Origin of the sequence: Pelagibacterium montanilacus, from assembly GCF_003992665.1 — a bacterium.
GTDB lineage: Bacteria > Pseudomonadota > Alphaproteobacteria > Rhizobiales > Devosiaceae > Pelagibacterium > Pelagibacterium montanilacus.
This window is the reverse complement of sequence record NZ_RZMX01000051.1, coordinates 15794-36948: the sequence shown is the minus strand read 5'-3', so window position 1 is coordinate 36948 and position 21155 is coordinate 15794. Positions and strand designations below refer to the sequence as shown.

Annotated in this window: 20 protein-coding genes; 8 read left to right on the top strand and 12 right to left on the bottom strand. The window is 66.1% G+C overall.

Annotated features, from left to right (window positions below; all coding sequences use genetic code 11):
- Window positions 1-11: 11 nt before the first annotated feature.
- Window positions 12-1166 carry a LysR family transcriptional regulator gene (locus EO136_RS13735; protein WP_127144968.1) on the bottom strand — a complete coding sequence of 385 codons (1155 nt, stop codon included), beginning with the start codon at window positions 1164-1166 and terminating at the stop codon, window positions 12-14.
- A gap of 151 nt (window positions 1167-1317) precedes the next feature.
- Here EO136_RS13735 and EO136_RS13730 point away from each other — a divergent pair, with 151 nt between their 5' ends.
- From EO136_RS13730 to EO136_RS13710, 5 genes are read left to right on the top strand one after another with little or no spacing between them, the layout of a single operon-like run.
- Window positions 1318-2880 carry an aromatic amino acid lyase gene (locus tag EO136_RS13730; RefSeq protein ID WP_127145183.1) on the top strand — a complete coding sequence of 521 codons (1563 nt, stop codon included), beginning with the start codon at window positions 1318-1320 and terminating at the stop codon, window positions 2878-2880.
- Between the two features lie 58 nt (window positions 2881-2938).
- Window positions 2939-4300, top strand: a complete 1362-nt coding sequence (locus tag EO136_RS13725; RefSeq protein ID WP_127144967.1) for a dihydroorotase — start codon at window positions 2939-2941, stop codon at window positions 4298-4300.
- Complete coding sequence (locus tag EO136_RS13720; RefSeq protein ID WP_127144966.1) at window positions 4297-5550, top strand: Zn-dependent hydrolase; 1254 nt, start codon at window positions 4297-4299, stop codon at window positions 5548-5550. The genes EO136_RS13725 and EO136_RS13720 overlap by 4 nt, the downstream gene beginning before the upstream one ends.
- Window positions 5550-6638 (top strand): thiohydantoin desulfurase, encoded by a 1089-nt coding sequence (locus EO136_RS13715; protein ID WP_127144965.1) that lies wholly within the window; start codon window positions 5550-5552, stop codon window positions 6636-6638. The genes EO136_RS13720 and EO136_RS13715 overlap by 1 nt, the downstream gene beginning before the upstream one ends.
- 3 nt (window positions 6639-6641) lie before the next feature.
- Window positions 6642-8303 (top strand): thiourocanate hydratase, encoded by a 1662-nt coding sequence (locus tag EO136_RS13710; RefSeq protein WP_127144964.1) that lies wholly within the window; start codon window positions 6642-6644, stop codon window positions 8301-8303.
- A 21-nt stretch (window positions 8304-8324) separates the two neighbouring features.
- Here the strand turns inward: EO136_RS13710 and EO136_RS13705 are convergent, their stop codons facing one another.
- The 5 genes from EO136_RS13705 to EO136_RS13685 are packed head-to-tail and all read right to left on the bottom strand — an operon-like array spanning window position 8325 to window position 13156.
- Entirely contained in the window at window positions 8325-9071 is a 747-nt protein-coding gene (locus tag EO136_RS13705) for a 5-formyltetrahydrofolate cyclo-ligase (protein ID WP_127144963.1), read from the bottom strand.
- 14 nt (window positions 9072-9085) lie between these two features.
- Window positions 9086-10660, bottom strand: a complete 1575-nt coding sequence (locus EO136_RS13700; protein ID WP_127144962.1) for an ABC transporter permease — start codon at window positions 10658-10660, stop codon at window positions 9086-9088.
- Window positions 10650-11420, bottom strand: coding sequence for an ABC transporter ATP-binding protein (locus EO136_RS13695; RefSeq protein ID WP_127144961.1), 771 nt, complete (start codon window positions 11418-11420; stop codon window positions 10650-10652). The genes EO136_RS13700 and EO136_RS13695 overlap by 11 nt, the downstream gene beginning before the upstream one ends.
- Before the next feature lies 1 nt (window position 11421).
- Window positions 11422-12393 carry an ABC transporter substrate-binding protein gene (locus EO136_RS13690; RefSeq protein ID WP_127144960.1) on the bottom strand — a complete coding sequence of 324 codons (972 nt, stop codon included), beginning with the start codon at window positions 12391-12393 and terminating at the stop codon, window positions 11422-11424.
- Window positions 12394-12433: 40 nt separating this feature from the next.
- Window positions 12434-13156 carry a 5-formyltetrahydrofolate cyclo-ligase gene (locus EO136_RS13685; RefSeq protein ID WP_246018380.1) on the bottom strand — a complete coding sequence of 241 codons (723 nt, stop codon included), beginning with the start codon at window positions 13154-13156 and terminating at the stop codon, window positions 12434-12436.
- Window positions 13157-13283: 127 nt separating this feature from the next.
- Between EO136_RS13685 and EO136_RS13680 the strand changes: the two genes are divergently transcribed.
- Window positions 13284-14129, top strand: a complete 846-nt coding sequence (locus EO136_RS13680; RefSeq protein ID WP_127144958.1) for a MurR/RpiR family transcriptional regulator — start codon at window positions 13284-13286, stop codon at window positions 14127-14129.
- A gap of 42 nt (window positions 14130-14171) precedes the next feature.
- On the opposite strand, the gene EO136_RS13675 is transcribed toward EO136_RS13680, so the two are convergent.
- From EO136_RS13675 to EO136_RS13655, 5 genes are all read right to left on the bottom strand, one after another.
- The gene (locus EO136_RS13675) at window positions 14172-15452 is read right to left on the bottom strand and encodes a TRAP transporter large permease (protein WP_127144957.1); all 1281 of its coding nucleotides are present in this window, start codon (window positions 15450-15452) and stop codon (window positions 14172-14174) included.
- Window positions 15449-15940: a TRAP transporter small permease gene (locus EO136_RS13670; RefSeq protein ID WP_127144956.1), complete on the bottom strand. Its 492-nt coding sequence runs from the start codon at window positions 15938-15940 to the stop codon at window positions 15449-15451. Before EO136_RS13670 ends, EO136_RS13675 begins: the two co-directional genes overlap by 4 nt.
- A gap of 29 nt (window positions 15941-15969) precedes the next feature.
- Window positions 15970-16971, bottom strand: a complete 1002-nt coding sequence (locus EO136_RS13665) for a C4-dicarboxylate TRAP transporter substrate-binding protein (RefSeq protein ID WP_246018379.1) — start codon at window positions 16969-16971, stop codon at window positions 15970-15972.
- 74 nt (window positions 16972-17045) lie between these two features.
- Window positions 17046-18122 carry an Ldh family oxidoreductase gene (locus EO136_RS13660; protein WP_425466620.1) on the bottom strand — a complete coding sequence of 359 codons (1077 nt, stop codon included), beginning with the start codon at window positions 18120-18122 and terminating at the stop codon, window positions 17046-17048.
- Complete coding sequence (locus tag EO136_RS13655; protein WP_206513336.1) at window positions 18119-18862, bottom strand: SDR family oxidoreductase; 744 nt, start codon at window positions 18860-18862, stop codon at window positions 18119-18121. The genes EO136_RS13660 and EO136_RS13655 overlap by 4 nt, the downstream gene beginning before the upstream one ends.
- Before the next feature lie 151 nt (window positions 18863-19013).
- Between EO136_RS13655 and EO136_RS13650 the strand changes: the two genes are divergently transcribed.
- A complete protein-coding gene (locus tag EO136_RS13650; RefSeq protein ID WP_164730608.1) occupies window positions 19014-20003 on the top strand; it encodes a GntR family transcriptional regulator in 990 nt (329 codons plus the stop codon).
- 70 nt (window positions 20004-20073) lie between these two features.
- Window positions 20074-20817: an SDR family NAD(P)-dependent oxidoreductase gene (locus EO136_RS13645; RefSeq protein WP_127144953.1), complete on the top strand. Its 744-nt coding sequence runs from the start codon at window positions 20074-20076 to the stop codon at window positions 20815-20817.
- Between the two features lie 169 nt (window positions 20818-20986).
- On the opposite strand, the gene EO136_RS19135 is transcribed toward EO136_RS13645, so the two are convergent.
- Window positions 20987-21155, bottom strand: a 169-nt coding sequence (locus tag EO136_RS19135) for an EAL domain-containing protein (RefSeq protein ID WP_164730607.1), incomplete at its 5' end; no start/stop codon positions are given.

The window sequence follows — 21155 nt, the reverse complement described above, 5'->3', positions numbered from 1 at the left end:
ACAAGGGCAAGTCACTGGGGCGAGTCGGCCCGCTGCATGGCGTCGAGCACCGCGGCCCCAGCGGTCGGGCGTCCCGGCGCACGCAACCAGCACAGCCAGTAGTGCATGTCGAAATCCCGAGGCAGGGCAATACGGCTCAGCTCCGGGCGGATCGCGGTGATCGAGGCCAGGGGCAGGACCGAAACGAAGCCGTAGTGCAGCACGAGGTTGAGGATCACCGGGATGGAATCGATCTCGAGCAGGTTCAGCCGGTCGCGTTCGGGCTCCTCGAAGGTCATCTCCAGCAATCTGTCGATGCGCAGGCGCAGCCCGCTCCGCGGACTGGGCAGGGCGATGGGGCTGGTCCTCAGGGCCGCGGCGATGTCGGGTCCCGAGGCGCCGATGACGGCCAGCGGCGAAATGGCGATGCGGGCGCCATCCAGATCGTCCGGCAGGTGCACGGTGTCGACGAGGGCCACGTCGAACGTCCCGCTTTTCAGTCCTTGAAACAGTTCTTCCGCGGTCGTGGAGCTGACGAACAGCGGCTGGCTGGGGTGGATGGCAACCCAGCTCGCGGTCAGGCGCGCGAGCTGGCGAGCGATTTCGCTTTCATGGCCGAGCGGCATGATCGATCCCAGCCGCACCGTTGCCTGGGTGCGGCGAAACCGGACGTCCGATGTCCGGGAGACCTTCCGCCAACGCTTGAGGAGGCCCGTGCAGGTCTCGCGCACCATTGCGCCCGCCGGTGTCAATGTGGTTCCCTCAGGACCACGGATCAACAGGTGATGCCCCAGGGCGGTCTCGAGATGGGCCAGTTGTCGGGTGAGCTGGGGTTGACCCAGCATCAGCGCCCGCGCCGCACTGCGGATGCTGCCGCGCTCGGCGACTTCCACGAAGCGCGCCAGCGCCTGCAGGCGCACCGTGGACGCAAATGGGTCGACTGGGTCTGCGTAAAGGTCACGCACCATGCGTGCCGCTTGAGCAAGGGCAGGGGCAAGGCGGTCCGCTTCGAGCGTGAACACGAGGCCCGATCCCGCTCTCCGGCAAAGCGTGGTCGAGACCGCCGCCTCGAACCGGTGGACGGCCGCCGACAGGCTTGAGACCGGACGCCCGGTCAGCCGCGCCGCGGATCGCAGGCTGCGCGCGGCAAGGACAGCGTCGACGAGGAGCAGTGTGGATGTATCCATCGCGCCGATAGCCTTTTTGGTGGGCGCTCGATGTGCATGCCCATAAACAGAACATAGCCTTGTTCAGCTTTTGGGATATCCCGTGGCCCTGATATTTCCAATAGCGTCATTGACGAAAGGAGGATCGCATCAAGTGAGCGCCCGCAAGACCATGCCGTCCATGACGATCCGGCTGGAAGGCAAGCCGCTCAGCTTTGCCGATTTCGTCCGTATCGGCGCGCGCCAGGCGACCGTGGTGGCCGACGAGGCTGCGCTCGAACGGGTCCACGAGGCGCGTGCGGTCATTGAAGAGGCCCTGCGCTCGGGCCAGCCGGTTTACGGCGCGACCACGGGTGTAGGCGCGATGAAGGACGTGTCCTGGACCGAGGCCGAACTCGATGCATTCTCCATCGGCCTGGTCCGGGCCCATCATTTCGGCACCGGCAGCGCCTTCCCGCTCGAGGTCATCCGCAATGCGCTGGCCATCAGGGTCAACATGGCGCTGACCGGCCGCGTCGGCTGTACGCCTGACCTCGTGGCCACCTATCAGAAAATGCTTGCCGCCGATGTCATTCCCGTCGTGCGCCGCACCGGCTCGATCGGTTGCGCAGATATCGGGCTCATGGGCCAGATCGGGGCCGTGCTGACCGGAGTCGGAGAGGCCTATCACGGCGGAGAGCGGTTGCCCGCGCTCGAGGCGCTGGCGCGCGCCGGGCTCGAGCCGTTCAAGCTGGCGCCACGCGACAGCCTGGCTTCGGTCTCGACCAATGCCGTGGGCTATGCCGCGGCCATGCGCGCCATCCGCAATGCGGCCGGCACGGTCAGGGTGCTTCTGGCCACGGGCCTGACCACCGCCGGCGCGCTGGGGGCGTCCCGTGATCCCTGGAAGGCGGTCGCCCATGTGGGGACCGAGCGTGAGGCCGGGATCGGGGCGTGGCTGTATTTCAATGCCAAGGGCTGGGACTGGCCCACAGGCACCCATGTGCAGGACCCGCTCTCGATCCGCATGATGAGCCAGGTGTTCGCCACGGCCTTTGAAAGCCTCGTGGTCTCAGGGCGCACTGTGCTGGCCGCCACGGGCCGGACGGACGACAATCCGGTCGTCGCCGGCGGGCAGGTGCTCACCTCGGGGGGCTCGCTGCCGCTCGATGTCACCGTCTTCCTCCAGACCGCCCAGCTTGCCATGGCGCATGTGGCGCGAAACTCGTTCAACCGGTGCGTGCTTCTGGGCAATGGCGGGCGGCGCAACCTGCCGGTCAACCTCGTGCCGCCCGGCGCCATCGCAACCGGTTTCGGGCCGATCATAAAGCTCGCCGGCGAGCTGTTCGTGCGCTGCCTCTCGCTCTCGAATGCCATTTCCGCCCAGTCGCTCGTGGTCGCCAACGGCCTGGAGGACGAGGCCGCGTTCCTGCCGCTGGTCGTCGAGCGCTTCGAGCGCCAGGTAGGCGCGCTGCGCCGTCTGGCCGCGCTCGAAGGCCTGCTCGCGGCCCAGGCGATGGACATCTCCGGGGACCAGCCGGGCAATGTGCCGGGCATGGTCTATGGGCTGGTGCGCCGTCACGCCGAATTCTATCGCGAGGATCGCCCGCTCTCGGCCGAGGTCGAGGCCGTGGAAGCGGCGCTGGCTTCGGATGGCTTTATCGCCCAGTTGATTTCCCATTCCGCCGTCATGGAACTCGACGGCTATTTCGCGCTCGGCCCGCAGACGGGGAGCGACCAGCCCAACGCCGCCTGATCGCAGGACAACACGGTCAAGACAGACAAGGCCCTGAGCCAACCGAAAGAGAAGGATCATGTCGGACTTCGATCTCAGCCTCACCGGCACCATCATCCTACCCGACCGCATCATCGGGCGCGGCCACCTCGCGGTGCGCGAGGGCAAGGTGGCGCTCGTGGGTGAGGGCGAGGGTCCGGCGGCCACCGAGCGCCATGACCTCGGCAAAGCGATGATCCTGCCTGGCGCCATCGACGCCCAGACCCATTCGCTCAGCCAGAAGAACCAGGAAGATTTCATCTGGTCGACCCGTTCGGCCGCTGCGGGCGGCACGACCACCATCGTCGACATGCCCTATGACGAAGGCGATCTCGTCTGCTCGGCTCAGGCGGTCGCGCGCAAGGTCGCCCATGGGGAGCGCCAGGCCCGGGTCGATTTCGCCCTGTATGGCACCGTCGACCCCGATGAAGGCGCCCGCCGCATCCCCGAAATGGTGCAGGCGGGTGTCGCCGCGTTCAAGTTCTCGACCTTTGGCACCGATGCCAGACGGTTCCCCCGCATTCCCCCGCATCTGCTCGAGGCGTGCTTTGCCGCCATCGCGCCTTTCGGGCTAACAGCCGGCGTGCACAATGAAGACGACGAATATGTCCACGCCGCCATGGAGCGGGTGCGCGCGCAAGGGATCACGGACTACCGCGCCCACGCCATGAGCCGCCCGCCGCTGACCGAAGTTCTGGCCATGCTCGAGATCTACGAGATCGGTGCCCAGACCGGCTGCGATGCCCATGTGGTGCACTGCTCGCTGGGGCGCGGCTATGACATCGCCCATCGCTATCGCCAAGAGGGGTTCTCGGCGACCGTCGAGTGCTGCATTCACTATCTGACGCTCGACGAGGAAAACGACGTGGCCCGGCTCGTGGGCAAGGCCAAGATCAACCCGCCCATCCGGCCCCGGGCCGAGGTGGAGCGGCTCTGGAAGCATGTCGCGGCGGGCAATGTAACGCTGGTGTCCACCGATCACGTGAGCTGGTCCGAAGACCGCAAGAGCGATCCGGACATGCTCGCCAATGCCTCGGGCGTGCCGGGCCTCGAAGTGATGGTCCCTCTCTTCGTCAAGGGCGCTCTCGAGCGCGGCGTGCCGCTGACCTGGGCGGCCCGGCTGATGGCGGACAATCCCGCCCGCCATTTCCGTATCGACCACGTCAAGGGCGCGCTCGAGGTCGGAAAGGATGCCGATATCACGGTTCTTGTGGACCGCCCGCAGATCTATGACGCGGCGCGCAGCGGTCACAATGTGGTCGGCTGGAGCCCCTATAACGGAATCGCGCTGCCCTGGACCGTCGCGGGCACCTGGCTGCGCGGCCGGCAGGTGTTCGATGGCACCCAAGTGCTCGCCGCGCCGGGCACCGGCCGCTTCGTGCGGCCCGAGGCCCGCCCGTGATCCGCAACCTGCCCACCAGCGCGGCACGGATCGCGCACGACATCTCCGCCCTTGCCGGGATCACCGAGCCCGACCGTCCCTATACCCGGCGCGCCTTCACCCCGACCTTCCTTGAAGGCCGCCAGTGGCTGGCGCGGCGCTTCAAGGCTGCGGGGCTCGACGTCCATATCGACCCCGCCGGCAACCTCATCGGCAAGCGTGCCGGCAAAACCCCGGGGCTCGGCACGATCATGGTGGGCTCGCATTCCGACACGGTGCCCGATGGGGGCCGGTTCGACGGCATCGCCGGGGTCGCGGCGGCGCTCGAAGTTGCGCGGACGCTCGCAGAGCACAACATCGCGCTCGACCATGACCTCGAGATCATCGATTTCCTCGCCGAGGAGGTCTCGATCTTCGGCGTGTCCTGCGTGGGCAGCCGAGCCATCTCCGGCACGAGGCCCGCCGAATGGCTCGGCCGTCAAAGCGAGGGGAGAACCCTTGCCGAGGCGATCGGGGAGGTGGGCGGCACCGCACGGGCCGAGCTGACGCGCACCGACATCGTCGCCTTCCTCGAACTGCATATCGAGCAGGGCCTGGTTCTCGAGACCGAAAATCTCGACATCGGCGTGGTCACGGCCATAGCCGGCATCACCCGGATCGAGATCGCCCTTGAGGGGCGGGCGGATCACGCCGGCACCACCCCCATGGGCGCCCGCAGGGATGCGCTCACCGCCGCGGCGCGTGTCGCGCTCGCCATCGAGCGTCTGGCCACCGGGCTCGCTGGTGGCCAGTTCCATTTCGCGGCAACGGTCGGGGAATTCTCCATGGTGCCCAACGCCGCCAATGTGGTGCCTTCCCGTGTCGCCATGCTGATCGATGCCCGGGCCGAACGCCGGGACGACATGGAAGATTTCCTCGCGCGCCTGCGAACCGAATTGTCCGATATCGCGGCAGGCACCGGTGTGGCGATCGCCGAGCCGCGAGTGATCTCCGACAACATGCCCGCGCCCTGCGATCGCGATGTCCTTGCCGCCCTCGATGCGGCATGCGCCGCCACGGGCGCGCGTCACCGGCGCATGGCCTCGGGGGCCGGCCATGACACGGCCTGGATGTCGCGCATCACCAGGGCCGCGATGATCTTCGTGCCCTGTGCCGGAGGCCGCAGCCACGCCCCCGAAGAATCCGCCGAGCCCGAAGATATCGCGCTTGGCGCCGCCGTGCTGCTCGATGCGGTGCTGCGGCTCGACAAGGACCTCCAGGAGAAACCGTGATGGGACGCATACTTACCGAGAAAGACGTGGAAGCAGCGGTCCTGGGCGGCTCGGTCTATGCGGCGGGCGGCGGCGGCTGGGCCGACCATGGACGCATGTTGGGCTATGCCGCTGTCTCGATCGGAAAGCCCGAACTCGTCCCGGTCGAGGAACTGGACGAAAACGACTGGATCGCAACCGCGGCGGCCATCGGCGCGCCGGCCTCCACGACCCCCTGGGAAATGCGCGGCGTCGATTACATCAAGGCGGTGCAATTGCTCGAGGATGCGCTGGGCGAAAAGCTCACCGGCCTGATGGTGGGCCAGAACGGGAAATCCTCCACGCTCAATGGCTGGCTGCCTTCAGCGGTCCTGGGGCTCAAGGTCATCGATGCGGTCGGCGACGTCCGCGCCCACCCGACCGGGGACATGGGATCGATCGGGCTCGCGGGGTCGCCCGAGCCCATGATCCAGACCGCAGTGGGCGGCAATCGCGCGGAAAACCGCTATATCGAACTGGTGACCCGCGGCGCGACGGCCAGGGTTTCCCCCATCCTGAGGACCGCGTCCGACATGTCGGGCGGCTTCATCGCCTCCTGCCGCAACCCGGTGCGGGCCGGCTATGTCCGCCGGCACGCGGCACTGGGCGGCATATCGCTGGCGCTCACCCTCGGCGAGGCGATCATCGCCGCCCAGGCCCGGGGCCCAAGCGCGGTCATCGACGCGATCGTCAGGACCACAGGGGGCGCGATCCTCGCCCAGGGCCCGATCAGTCGCAAGGCGGTGACCTATACCAGCGAAGCCTTCGACGTGGGCACGGTCACGCTCGAGACCGGCGACGTGCTTCACGTCATGAACGAGTACATGGCGGTCGATGATGCTCACGGCACGCGCCGGGCCACCTTCCCCGATGTCATCACCACGCTGTCGGCACGAGGCGAGCCGCTCAGCGTCGGGCAGCTCGCCGAGGGTATGGAGGTCTTCGTGCTGCACGTGCCCAAATCCGTCATTCCGCTTTCCTCGAGCGTGCTTGATCCCGCCGTCTACCCGCATGTGGAAAAGACCATGGGCATCGAGCTTGCCCGATACGCCCTGTCCGAGGAGGGCTGAGACATGCCGACCCCCAATCCCCGTCATCCCCGCTTCCCCATTCCGGGGGGCACCGAACTGCGCGCGCGCGGCTGGCGCCAGGAAGCGCTGCTGCGGCTTTTGGAAAACGTTCTCAGCGTGGGCGAAGACCCGGACAATCTCGTGGTCTACGCCGCGCTGGGCAAGGCGGCCCGGAACTGGGCCAGCCATGATGCCATTGTCGAGGCGCTCAGGACCATGGGCGAAGACCAGACCCTCATCATCCAGTCCGGCAAGCCGATCGGCCTGCTCAAGACCCACGACAAGGCCCCGCTGGTCATCATGGCCAATTGCAACATCGTGGGGCAGTGGGCCAGGGCCGAGGTGTTTTACGAGCTCGAGCGCAAGGGGCTGATCTGCTGGGGCGGGCTGACCGCCGGCGCCTGGCAGTATATCGGCAGCCAGGGCGTCATCCAGGGCACCTATGAAATTTTCATGCGTATCGCCGAGAACCGGTTCGCGGGTGATCTCGCGGGCCGTTTCATCCTCACAGCGGGGCTCGGCGGCATGGGCGGCGCCCAGCCGCTCGCCGGCCGCATGGCGGGCGCGGCGATCCTGTGCGTGGACATCGACCCCGAGCGCGCCCGCATGCGCAAGGAGATCGGCTACCTCGAGCAGATCGCCCCGGACCTCGATACCGCGCTCGAGATGATCGACACGGCGGTGAAGGGCAGGCGCGCCACCTCGATCGGCCTTGTGGGCAACGCAGCCGATATCTACCCCGAGATCGCCCGGCGCGGGATCACTCCCGATATCGTCACCGACCAGACCTCGGCCCACGACCTGGTCTATGGCTATGTGCCCAAGGGCCATGCGCTCGAGGACGTTCGCGCCCTGCGCCGGTCCGACCCCGCCGGGCTGATGGCGGCCAGCCGCGCCTCGATCGTCGATCACGTCACCGCCATGCTCGATTTCCAGAAGCGCGGAGCCGAGGTTTTCGACAATGGCAACCTCATCCGCACCCAGGCGAGGGACGGCGGGGTCGAGAACGCATTCGACATCCCCATCTTCACCGAAGCCTATCTGCGCCCGCTGTTCGCCCGCGCCATCGGCCCGTTCCGCTGGATGGCCCAGTCGGGCGACCCCGAGGACATCCGCAAGATCGACGACCGGCTTTTGCAGATGTTCCCGGACAACACGACCGTCACCAACTGGATCGCGTTGGCACGGCGCCATGTACCGTTCGAGGGCCTGCCGGCGCGCATCGCCTGGCTGGGCCATGGCGAGCGCACCGATCTGGCGCTGGCCGTCAACGAGATGGTCCGCAAGGGGGAGTTGGCCGGTCCGGTCACGTTCAGCCGCGATCATCTCGATGCCGGCGCCATGGCCCATCCCAACATCATGACCGAACGCATGATGGATGGCTCGGACGCCATTGCCGACTGGCCGATTCTCGATGCCATGCTGCTGTGCTCGTCGATGGCCGACCTCGTGGTCGTCCATTCGGGCGGCGGCGGGTACGCGGGATACATGACCTCCGCCGGCGTCACCGTGGTCGCCGATGGCACCGACGCCGGGGCCGAGCGCCTCGCCCATGCGCTGACCAACGACACCGCGCTCGGCGTCATGCGCTATGCCGACGCCGGCTACGCGGAAAGCCACGAGGAGATCGCACGCGCCGGCATCGGCTATATCGCGCTGAGCTGAAGTCGCGCCCGGCAGCGCGCCCTAAAGCCCCATCTCGCGCAATTGCTGGAGCGGCGGGATCGTGTTGAACATCTTGGGATCCAGCCGGTCCCACAGGATGCCCACTGTCGGCTTGTGGGGATGGTCCACCGAGATGGTGCGGGTGGGGGTGAAGATGGCATCGGCTACCGTGTCAAAGACATCGGGCATCAGGTCTTCGTCGAGCACCTGGCAGTCATGAACCACCGCGGCCGCGGGCGTGGCGGTGTCGATCCGGCCCAGCCGGTAGAGGATGCCCCATTCAGCGTCGAAAAAGCCGTGGCCTTTGCCGAAGCGCACGCCCTTGTGGTTGATGGCCCCGGTTCCGGTGACCATGTAGTCGACCTTGGGCAATTCCATGATCGCGTGCAGATCCACGGGCTTGGCAATGCGCTCCATGCCATCGAGCGTGGAGGCGTACAGATAGAGCTCGGGATCGATGCGCGCGGGATCGAGAAGCCAGAAGCCGCGTTTGATCGAATAGGTGGTCATCAGGACCGTCTTGCCGTCCTGCAGGGCCTTGAGCCTGAGCCGGTCGAGGCAATTGTCCGGCGTGATGAAGATGAACCGCGACCTCTGGTAGAATTCATGGTCCACAAGGCGCTCGACCGCCGCCTCGCCGCCCTCGAAATCGGCAATGAACTCGCCGAAGTCGAAGTGGAAGCGGCTATCGGGCACGGCGACCTTGCGCAACTCGGTCCAGACCCGTTCGCGCACCGAGGCTTTGTGTTCGACGACAGTTTCACCCATTGTATCCATCCATTCTAGTTGGTGCTGGCCATGCCGAGCCGGTCGAGCACGCGGTGTTCGACGACGACGACGATCTGGTAGAAGGCGACGGAGATCAGGACCGAGACGACGGCCACCGTCCAGATCATTCCGTAGTCGAGATAGCCGCGCGACTGGTTGAGAAGATTGCCCAGCCCGGTCCCCGTCGCCAGCCATTCGGCGATCATCACCCCGAGCAGCGCCCGGGGCACCGTCAGGCGCGTGGCGGCAAACAGATAGGGAAGCGATGCGGGCAGCGAGACCAGCCGGAGCTGGGTCAGGATGCCCGCGCCATAGGCCCGCGGCACCTCGAGCGCGGCGCGCGGCACGAGGATCAGCCCCTGCGCCATGGTGACGAAAGCGGGAAAGAAGGTCACCGAAATCGTGACCCAGAGGATCAGGCTGTAGCCCCGCCCCAGCATCAGCACCAGCAGCGGCGTCAGCGCCACCAGCGGCATGGTCTGGGTCACCAGCGCAATGGGCATGAAGGCCCGCACGATCGCCGGGTAGATCTGGGAGGCCAGGGCGAGCCCCAGCGCCATCGCAAGGCCGGCGACCATCCCGATCAGCGTCATGGGCAGGGTCTGGGCCAGCGCAGCGAGCAGCCGCTCCTGGGCCACGGGCGAATTGGGCATCAAAAACAGGTACTCGAACAGCCCGGCCGGGGATTTGGCCAGCATGGCCGGGACGCCCAGCGCCCAGATCAGCAGCATCCAGACCCCGAAGGGCAGGGCCACCGACGCCGCAGCAATCGTCGCGTTCTGCCAGACCGGACGGTCCCGGTCGGCGGCCTTGGCAACGGACGAGGGCACGGTGACCGCCTGTGTGGTGCCGGTGATCGCATTGGCCGCCACGGCGAAGGCGAGGTAGGCGAAGGCCGCGATCGCGGTCGCCATCAGCCCGATGCCCCAGAGCCGGTCGGGTTCCCCCCGGCCGAGCGAGCCCAGCAGATAGACGCCTAGCCCCCAGCGTCCGCCGCCGCCGAATTCGGCCAGGATCGCACCGAGCACCGCATTGGGCGCCGCGATCCGCAAGCCGCTCAGGATACTGGGCAGGGCGCTGCGCCATTGCACCAGCCGCAACACCGCCCATTTCGATCCGCCATAGGCCTTGACCACATCGACCGCCCGCGCATCGGTCTGGCTCAATCCCACCACCGTGGCGGTCATGGTCACGAAATAGCACCCGATGGCCGCAAGAACGACGCGCGGCGCCATGCCAGAAAGCGTGAGCACCAGAATGGGCGAGATGGCGATGGGCGGCAGCGCGTAGATCGCGACGTTCAGCCCCCGCGCCACGCGCGAGGTCACGGGGAAAAGCACGAACAGCACACCTGCCGCCAGCGCGATGGCGTTGCCGATGACAAAGCCGATGCTGGCCCCCTGGATGGTGGCGAGGATGTGGTTGGGATAGTCGGCCCAGTCCGCGAAAAGGCGCAGGGCGATGGCCGTGGGGGGCGGCAGGGCGCCGCCCGCGACCAGCCGCAATTGCCCGACCCCCTCCCAGAGCACCAGAAGCGCCAGCGTGTAAAGCAGCCCCCGGACCCAGCCCGGCATGCGGTCAGTGGCCATCGAGCGCCTCGGCGATTTCGCGTTCGAGCGCGTGGAAGCGCGGATCTCCGAACATGGAACGGTCGCGCGGCCGGGGCAGGTCGACGTCGATGATCTTTGCAATCCGACCTGGCCGGCTTGCCATGACGATGATGCGGTCGGCGAGGAACACAGCCTCGTCGATACCGTGGGTCACAAGCAGCGTGGTCGCGCCGGTTTCCATCCAGATGCGCTGCAATTCGATGTTCATCTGCCGGCGCAGGATCTGGTCGAGCGCCCCGAACGGCTCATCGAGAAACAGCACCTCGGGCGCGGTGACGAGCGCGCGCGCGATGGCAACCCGTTGCCGCATCCCACCCGAAAGCTCCCCGGGCAGTGATTTTTCGAACCCCTTGAGGCCGACCAGATCGAGAAGCTCGGCGATTTTGCTCGCGTGGGCGGACACCGAGTGGCCCAGGACGTCCAGCGGCAGGGCGACATTGGCCTGCACTGACCGCCAGGGCAGAAGGGCCGCGTCCTGAAAGGCCACCCCGGTCATCCCGGCCCGCGTGGCATCCGCCGGAGACAGTCCATTCAGCGCCAGCGAGCCCGAACTGGGGGTATCAAGGCCCAGGCACAACCGCAGGATCGTCGACTTGCCGCATCCGGACGGACCGATCAGCGCGGTCAGCGAGCCGGGCGGGCAGGCGAGCGATACCTCGCGCAGGGCCTCGACGCGCCGGCCGCGGGAGTCGAAATTGCGGCTGACGCGATCGAGAGTTATGCCTGAGCCCTTGGTCACGTCAGATCTCTTCGAGAAGCGTGGTGTCGAACATCTCGCGGGTTGCGGTGATGCCGACCGCCGCCATGGCCTCGATATTGGCTTCGATATCCTCCTCGCTCATCGAGAAGATGCCGTTCGGGGTCTCCATGAGAGGCTGTTGCGCTTGGTTGAAATAGACCTCGTTCTCGATGCTGCGGCCGGTACCGGCAAACCAGGTATCGGCGATCGAAGGCACGTAGTCGGGATCGGCGAAATTCTCTTCCCATCCCCTGCGCGAGGCGCGCAGGAACGCCACGATCTGGTCGCGCTTTTCGGCCAGCGCCTCTTGGGTCACCACCACGGTGTCGTTGTAGATGGTGAAGCCGAAATCATAGAGAAGGAACGACGTGGCCTCGGCACCGGCCTGCGCGATGGTGTAGGGCACGTTGGTGGTAAAATCGAGCGAGGCGTCGATCTCGCCCTGGATCAGCGGGGTTGGGTCATAGGCATAGGGCACGATGTTGACCGCGCTGCGCTCGATCCCGTTGATTGCGAGCATGGCCTCGACCGAGATCACGTTGACCGGCGGCACGGCCAGCGTCTTGCCCACGAGGTCCTGGGGCGAGGTGATCGGATTGGACGCCAGCGAGACGATGCCGATGGGGTTCTTCTGGTATTGCGCGCCCACGATCTTGAACGGTGCGCCCTGGTCGGTGATCGCCTTGATGGTGGTATCGGGCGTGGTGAGCGCGAGGTCCGCGCGCCCCGCGACCAGCGTGGATTCGGGGATCACGTCCGGGCCGCCGCTCAGATAGGTGAGGTCGAGCGCCTCATCGGCATAATACCCCCGGTCGATGGCCAGAAAATAGCCGGCGAACTCCGCGTCATTGATCCATGCGGCCTGCATGGTGAACGGGCTCGTTTGCCCGAACGCAATGCGTGAGGTCAAAGGAAGGCTGGCGCCGGCGGCAGCAAGGGACAGGAAGTGGCGTCTGTTGACGGTAAGGCTCATTTCAGTTCTCCAGTGGGTCGCGAGGTGGCAGGAAAATCGGTCATTGGATGCCCCGCATGCGGGCGAGTTCCCTGAGCGGGGGGCGCGAGGCGATGGTTTCGGGCGAGAGCAGGTCCCAGTTCACGCCGCGCGGGCGCTTCCGGGCGCGTTCGACGTCGATCATACGTGTCGGAGTGGCGATCAGGTCCACCATGATTTCGGTGTCGCTGGCGGGCAGCCGGTCGGCGACCACCTGGACATCGTGGACCGCCGCGATCACCGGCGTTGTCTCTTGGACCAGCCCCAGATCGCTGAAGATGCCCCATTCGATATCGAAATAGCCGTGGCCCTTGCCGAAACGGATGCCGTCGGTGGATACCGCTGAAGCGCCTGTAACCATGGCGCCGAACGGCCCCAGGCCACTGATGTCCTCAAGGCTCACCGGGCGGCCGAAATGCTCTATGCCGTCGAGCCAGGCAGCGTAGTGCGCGTGGCCGGTGGGCACCTTGGCTGGGTCGAGCAGCAGGAAACCGCGCAGCATGTTGTAGCTCGAGACCACGAAGGGTCGGCCCGCCTCCAGCAGCTTCTGGCGAACCGCCACGAGGCTGTTGTCAGGGGTCACAAACACCATGCGGGCGCTGGAAAGGGTGCGATGATCGAGCAGGCAGGCGGCCAGGGTCTCGGAGCCCTCGAAGTCGGGAATGAATTCGGAGAAGTCGAAATGGAACCGCGTGTCAGGCCGGGCGACAGGTGCAAGGCGCTCCCAGATTCTCTGCCGGACCATTCTCGAATTCGCCACGGGAAGCGCCCCTCAACGTTTCAGCGTTTCATCATCATGAAACAGCAGTTTCAAAGTTGCAAGATGGGTGCTAGAACTTTTTTATGCGCTGTGAAAGGGAAGAATCACCGCCATGGCATCGCGCCTCATATTGAGAATTCAGGAACGGTTCGAACGGCTTACGGCTGGAGAGAAGAAACTGGCGCAGCTCATGCTTGAGCGCGAGGACAGTATTCTCATCCATTCGGCCACCGAGATCGCCGAGATGGCGGGGGTGTCAAAGGCCACTGCAGCGCGCTTTTTCCGGCATCTGGGCTATGCCGATTTCAGCGAGGTGAAACAGCAGGCGCGCGAGGAGCGAAACCGCACCGAGCCTTATGGGCTGTCGGTCGGCCAGTCCGAGCAACTCGCCCTCGGCAAGGCGATCGGCACCCATCTCGAGCTCGAACTCAAGAACCTCACCAAGACCTTCGAGGAATTGCGGTCCGACAAGATCCGCAACGCCGCCGAGGTGCTCCATGCCGCGCCAAGGGTCTGGGTTCTGGGATTGGGAGCTGAAGAAGGGCTCGCCCGCTATGCGCGCCTGCTTCTCGCCCGGTTGCGCCATTCGGTGATGATCCTGGGCATCAACCAGGGCTCGTGGGCCGAGGATCTGGCCATGACCGGCCCCAAGGATGCGCTTTTGGTGCTCACCCTGCCGCCGCGCCCGCCCATTCTCGAGCCGATCCTGAGCTATGCGGCCACCTCGCGGCTCAACGTCGTCACGCTCACCGACCGCCAGTTCAGCGCCGAAGCGCAGCGCTTCTCGCAGGTGGTTCTCCCCTGCCACGTCTCGAGCTTCGGGCTGGGCCCCTCGCACACCGCCATGGCCAGCGCCGTCCGGCTCCTCGCGGTCGCCTTCGCGGCAGTCGCCGGCAAATCTGCGCTCCAGCGCGAAGACATCATCACCGGCATTGCCGACGAACTCAACGGGATCTGACTGTTTGATCGCGTCCTTGGGCTGGCCACCGCGCCGCCGGGATCACCCGAACAGCAGGTCGGGGAGCCAGAGGGCTGCTGCGGGGACGAACACCAGGAGGATCGCGACGACGCCCACCGCGATCATCAGGGGTATGGATTCGCGGGTATAGTCGCCGATCCTGACCTTGAGGATAGAGCAGACCGCATACATCGCGGCGCCCACCGGAGGGGTGAAATTGCCGATGGTGGCGGCGATGATGAAGACCACGCCGAAATGCACCGGGTCGCCGTCCAGCCCACGGATCAGCGGCAGGAAGATCGGGGTGAGCATGATGATGAGCACCGTCGCGTCAATGACCAGCCCTGCGACCAGTACCGCGATCGCGATCAGCACCATGATCAGCGAGAGATTGTCGGTCAGCCCCGTGATCGAACCGGCAATCGCCTCGGGCACGCGCTCGAGCACGATGCCATAGGAAAAGATCGCCGAAAGCGCGATCAGGAACATCACAGAGCCGACATCGCCCAGGCTGCCTTCCATGGCGTCGGCAAAGCTTTTCACCTTGAGCTGCCGGTAGACGATGACCCCCACGAACACCGCATAGATCACGGCGAAGGCGCCGATCTCGGAGGGCGTGAAGATGCCGGCGCGCAGGCCGAACAGCAGGATCACCGGAAAGAGCAGCGCCCAGATCCCGCCGCGCAGCGCCGTGCCGAACGCGCCGAGCGTCACCCGGCTCTGCCGTTCGGGCTGATAGCCGCGCGCATTGGCCGTGATCCAGACCGCGATGGTCAGCGCCAGCCACAGCATCAGGGCCGGAATGATGCCGGCGGCGAACATGCGCCCGATCGAGACCTGCCCGATCGAGCCGTAAAGAATCATGCCGATACCCGGCGGGATGATCGGGGTGAGAATGGCGCCGAAAGACAGGACGCCCGCGGTGAACCCGCGCGAAAAGCCGCGCTTGATCATCGGCTCGCCCAGCATGCGCGTCTGCATCGCCGCATCGGCGATCGCCGAGCCCGAGACCCCGCCCATCAGCGCCGAAAGCGCGATGGACACCTGCGCCAGCCCGCCCTTGAGGCGCCCGGTCATCACCGAGGCCAGGTTGAGCAATTGCTCGGTGATGCCCGAGCGGTTCATGAAATTGCCCGCGAGAATGAAGAGCGGCACCGCCAGCAGAGCGAAGTTCTGAGTCTGGCTGACCGTCACCTGCACCGGAATGGTGAAGGGCAGTTCGGGGTGCTGCATGAAGAAGATGGCGCCCGAAATGCCGATGGCAAATGCGACGGGCATGCCCATCACAAGGAGCACGAGAAAGGCGATGCCGACGAGGATCATGACGCCGCGGCCCCGGCCCGGGCGCCGCTGCGCGTGAGGTCGCGGCGCATCTTGGTCATCGTGGTGACGAGCATCAGCACCGCGCCGACCGGAAGGCTGGCGGTGACCCAGCTGTAGCTGATCCCGGGAATGCCCTGGAACGACCGCGCGCGGCTGGTCCATGTCAGCTGGAAGCCCGAGTAGATGAGGTAGATCAGAAAGGCGGCGATCAGCAGGTAGTTGATCGCGAGCACCACGCGCTGGACGGACGGGGAGAACCGGGTGACCACCGCGTCGATCGACATGAAGAGGTCCTTGCGCCACGCGATGTCTGCGCAAAGGAACGCGCCCCAGGCAAAAGCGCAGGTGGCGATGTCGATGGTCCAGTTCAGCGGCATGCGGCTCAGCCGTGCCACGCCCCCGGTGAAGATCATCGCCACCATTATGAGCAGGAAGGTGCCGGCAAGGACGGCTTCGATCCGCAGAAACCCTTGGTAGAATCGTTGCATGGATTTACGTCCTCGCCGGCACCGCCGGCTTACTGCTTGCCGATTTCGCTGTAGACCTGCTCGCGCGCCTCGGTGAGGCCCAGTTCCTCATAGGCCGCCATGCCCGCTTCCCGGAAGGGCGCGAGATCGATGTCCTCGACAATGGTCATGCCCTCGTCGACCAGCGTCTGCTTGGCCGTTTGCGCAGCCTCCGCCATCACGGCCGATGTGTCCTGCCCGGCGGTGCGGCATTCCTCGACCAGCGCGGTCTGGTAGTCTTCGGGCAGCCCGTCGAACCACTGCGCGCTCACCACCTGGAAGTTGATCAGCTTGATGTGCGCGGTCTCGTTGGCATAGTCGAGCACCTCGAAGAGGTTTCCGGCGGTGATGTTGGGATAGACAAGCTCGGCCCCGTCGATTGCCATCTGCTGAAGGCCTGGATAGACGTCCCCGAACGCCATGGCGGTGGGCGCAGCGCCCAGCGCGCGGATCGATTCCTGCCAGATCGGTGCCGGTGGGGTGCGGATGCGCAGGCCCGCCAGATCGTCGGGCGTGCGGATTTCTGTGTTGGTGTAGAAATGCCGGTCGCCCTGCACCCAGTCGAAGCACACCACCTTGATGCCGTGCTCGTCGGCCAGCGTCTGCTGCCACTCGATCATTGAGGGGGCATCGGCAAGCGCAAAGGCCTCCTCGTTGCTGTCCACGAAATAGGGACCGTTCACTACCGCCAGTTCGGGCACGTAAGTGCCCAGCCGCGCCGCGTCGGTGTTCTGTCCGATATTGGCACCCTGGCGGATCTGCTCGATGATGTCCTCTTCCACGCCCAGCTGGGCCGAGGGGAAAACCTCGATGGTCAGCCCGCCATCGGTGCGTTCCGCAACCGCTTCGGCCCAGGCCAGAAAACCCTCGTGGAACGGCTCGGACGGGCCCAGCACATGATTGAAGCGCAGGGTGTAGGTCTCCTGCGCCAGCGCCGAATGTGCAACCGGCAGCGTGGCGCCGGCCATGGCGGTGGCCGCCAGGAGCATGGCGGCGGTTTGTTTCGGTTTCATAGTGGTCCTCCCTGGTACCAGTTTCGATGTCCGGCCAAGCTCTTGTGCATCGCCGGCCCGTTGCGCCCTCGCCGTCATTGGCTCCAGGGCAATTCTACGCCGTAGCGCTGCGACATCCGCACGAACGCCGTGCGGGTCTCGGGATCGAGCGGCACGCCGCAAGCCTCGCGCTCGCGCGCCACAGCCCATTCGCGGTCTCCCGGCGCCATCACGCGTCCGCCTTCGCGCGCCGCCGATGCCCGCAGCCCCTCCACATAACGGGCCATGCCGGCCTCGAACGTGTCGCGATCGACCGCGGCGTCGGGCCGGATTGCCATCGTGAAAGCGCCCATGTGCCGGTGCGTCGCCTTGTCCGGCCCGCCCATGGGCAGGATTTCGTGGCTGAGCTTCATGCCCGAGAGAACGGCGGAAAAAATCTCCACCATGCCCGCAAGGCCTGCGCCCTTGAAGCCGAACGCGCCGCCAAGGGGCGCCAGCATTTCCACCGCTTCGGAATCGAGGGTGTCGCGCCCCTCGCCATCCGATGCGGTCGCTTCGGGCAAGTGCTGGCCAAGGCTGCGATAGAGCTGCACCCGGTTATAGGGAATGGCGCTCGTGGCCATGTCTAAAAGCCAGGGGCTTTGCCCCCGGACCGGCACGGCCATGGCGATCGGGTTGGTGCCGTGGAATTTCTCGGCGCCCTCGTGCAGCCGCACGAAGCTGTCCGAATTGCAAAAGGCGATCCCGATATACCCGTTATCGGCCGCCGCCAGCGCATAGGCGCCGGCCGGGCCGAAATGGGAGGAATTGCAGATCGAGACCGCACCGATCCCAGCCTCTTCGGCAAGCGCGGTGGCGTGGGTCATGCCCAGATACGCCCCCAGCGCGCCATGCCCGTTGTCGGCATCGAGCCGGCCAAAGCCCGAGAAGGTGCGCTCGAACCGGGGGTCGGGCCGCTTGTTCAGCCGGCCGCCCTCGAACACCGAAACATAGTGATCGAGAAGGCGAACCCCATGGCTGTCGACGCCCAGCCGCGACCCATGCAGCATGGCGCGCGTTGCTGCATCGAGGCTCTGGGTATCGACCCCTGCCGCTGCGAGCACGTCCCGGCTGAACCGGTCGAGTGCGGCGAGCGCGGTCTTCATCTCCGGGTTGGTCGCCGCGCCGCTCACAGGGTCTGCCCCCCATCGACGACCAGAACCGTCCCGGTCATGAAGGCGCTCTCCTCGCTGGCGAGATAAACGCAGGCCGCCGCCATCTCCTCGATCGTGCCCAGCCGCCCCATGGGCTGGCGCGCGATGAATGCGGCGCGGGTCGCGTCGGGGTCGTCGGTCGCCTCGATCCGCTCGGTGAGCGAGGGCGACTGCGTCGTGCCGGGCGCCAGGACGTTGCAGCGGATGCCCTTGCCGATGAAGTCGCGCGCAACGGCCTTGCTCAGCCCCACCAGCGCCGCCTTGGAGGCGCCATAGGCGGCGCGGTTGGCAACGCCTGTCACCGAGGAGGCGACCGAAGCCACATTGACGATGGCGCCCGAGCCGCGCGCGAGCATGCCCGGCAGAGCCGCCTTCATGGTGCGAAAGCACGCCGTCGCGTTCTGGTCGAGGCTGCGCGCCCACCCCTCTTCGTCGCATTCGAGGATCGTGCCGTTGTGAACCCATCCCGCGCAGTTCACGAGAATATCGACCGGCCCCGCCTGTTCGAACACCGCTTTGACCGCGTCGGCATCGGTGACATCCATTTCCAGCGCGGTGATGGTCTCATGCGCGCTCACCAGCGCATCCATCTTCTCGCGCGTTCGGCTGGTCGCGGCCACGATGGCGCCTTCCTCTGCGAAAGCGGCCGCCACGGCGCGGCCGATACCTTGGCCGGCTCCGGTCACAAGGGCTCTTTTGCCCGCAAGGCGTTCCACCACTGCGCTCCTCCCGACGGCTAAAAACGTCTTATGTACACATAGTGCGTTTTTGCGAAGGAATGCAAGAGGGGCTTTGGTGCGTTGTCGGATGGAATCGGGCGGTCTATGGTTCGGCCTCCCGAGGCCAACACGCTGCGTGCACACAGTGGACATGACACAGCCCAGGCAGGATCACCCGGTCGGCCCCGCTCCCCGCCTGCACGCCCAGGTGCGGGACATCATCGGCACGCGCATCCTGCAAGGGGTGCTGGCGCCCGGGGCGCGGCTCCAGGAATCCCATCTTGCCGCCGAGTTCGGCATTTCGCGCGCCCCCACGCGTCAGGCCCTCTCTGCCCTCGAGGCCCAGGGCCTGATCAGCAAGGCGGAAGGCCGCGGATACGTGGTCTCGGAGATCGCCGACGGCATCGCCGCGGCAGACGAACTGGGGAGCGGTGCCACCACCCTGGATGTCAGCGCCAGTTGGGAGCGCATCTACCTGGAAGTCGAAAACGAGATCATCGCGCGCATTTCATTTGGCAGCTGGCGCCTTTCGGAAATGGCGCTCGCCAGCCATTACGGGGTCAGCCGCACCGTGGCGCGCGATGTCGTGGGCCGGCTCCAGCAGCGCGGTCTGGTGCGCAAGGATGACGGCGCCCGCTGGTATGCCCCCGCGCTCACCCCCGACCATATCGGCGAGCTCTATGAAATGCGCTGGCTGCTCGAGCCCGCCGCGCTTCTCAAGGCCGTCCCCAACCTGCCCCAGGGCCTTCTGGATACCATGAGCGCCGATCTTGACGCCGCCATCGCCAGCGCCGACACCATCGGCGGCGATGTGCTCGATACCCTCGAGGACCAGTTGCACGTGCGATTGCTGGCCTTTTGCGGCCAGAACACGCTGATGCAGGCCATCACCCAGCACCAGTCGCTGCTCGTCGCGCACCATTTTCTCTACCGCTGGACCCCCAAGCTCTTTCGCTCCGAACCCTTTCTGCCCGAGCACCGGGAGATTTTAGACCGGCTGCTGGCCGGCCGGTTCGAGGATGCCTCACGCAGCCTCAAATGGCATTTGCAATCCTCCTCCGACCGGGTCATCGCCCGCGTCGATCTCATCAAGGACGAGTTCCATACCGAAGGCATCTCGTTTCTCACCCTTGCCAAATAGGCGGTCGGGTCTGGCCCGCCAATAATGATCGGTGTATACACAAGCCGTTTTCAGTGCGGAGGATCGGACAATGCGGCTCGAGGGGAAAACGGCAGTCATCATCGGCGGCAGCGGCGGCATCGGGCTGGCGCTCGCCCAGGCCATGGACCGCGAAGGCGCGCGGCTCGCCATCGTTGGGCGAAGCCGGGACAAGCTCGATCAGGCCGGCAGCGTCCTTGCAAGGCACACCATTCTCCACCCCGCCGACGTCAACGATCCGGAAGCCCTCGACGACATGGTCGCGTCCCTCACGGGCCAATTGGGCGCTCCCGATATCCTCGTCAACTGCCAGGGGACAACGGTGATAAAGCCGACCCTGGAGATCACGCGCGAGGAGTTCGCCGCCGTCATGCGCACCAATATCGAGAGCGTCACCTTCGCCTCGCTCGGCTTTGGCCGTGCCATGATCGCGCGCGGATCGGGCTCGATCATCAACATCGCCTCGCTGTCGGCCCATCGCGGTTGGCCCCTTGCGGCGGTTTACGCCATGTCCAAGCACGCCATCATCGGGCTCACCAAATCCCTCGCCGCCGAATGGGCGCCCCACGGGGTGCGTTGCAATTCGATCTCGCCGGGCTTTTTCATGACCGAGCTCAACCGAGAGCGCATGGCTCAGGCGCGCAAGGACGCCGCACTCGCCCGCACCCCGTTCGCGCGATTCGGCGCGGTCGAGGAACTGGCCGGCGCCGCCCTCTATCTTGCCTCGGACGAGGCCGGTTTCGTTTCGGGGACCGACATCAATGTCGACGGCGGCTACCTAGCCTCCGGCATTTAGCCTCGATGTCCGGAAACCCCCGAGCTTGCAGCGGCGACATCACCCCGCCCCGGCATGCATTGCGCTTCAGAGCATATCCTGTTCTGATTGAGTCAGAACAGGAGCTCTAAGTCTTTGATTTGTCGCGTTTCCGAACCGGAAAAGTGTTTCCACTTGTCCTGGAAACGCTCTAGGCAGTGCTGGCGCTCCTGGTCGGAAACAGGGCGTGCATCTCGGTCTCCTCGAGCGGATGGGCCAGCGCATAGCCCTGGAGTTCGTCCGGTGCCATGCGGGTCGCCCGCTCGAGCTGGGCCCGGGTTTCCACTCCCTCCATGGTCACGGCCATGCCCATCGCACGG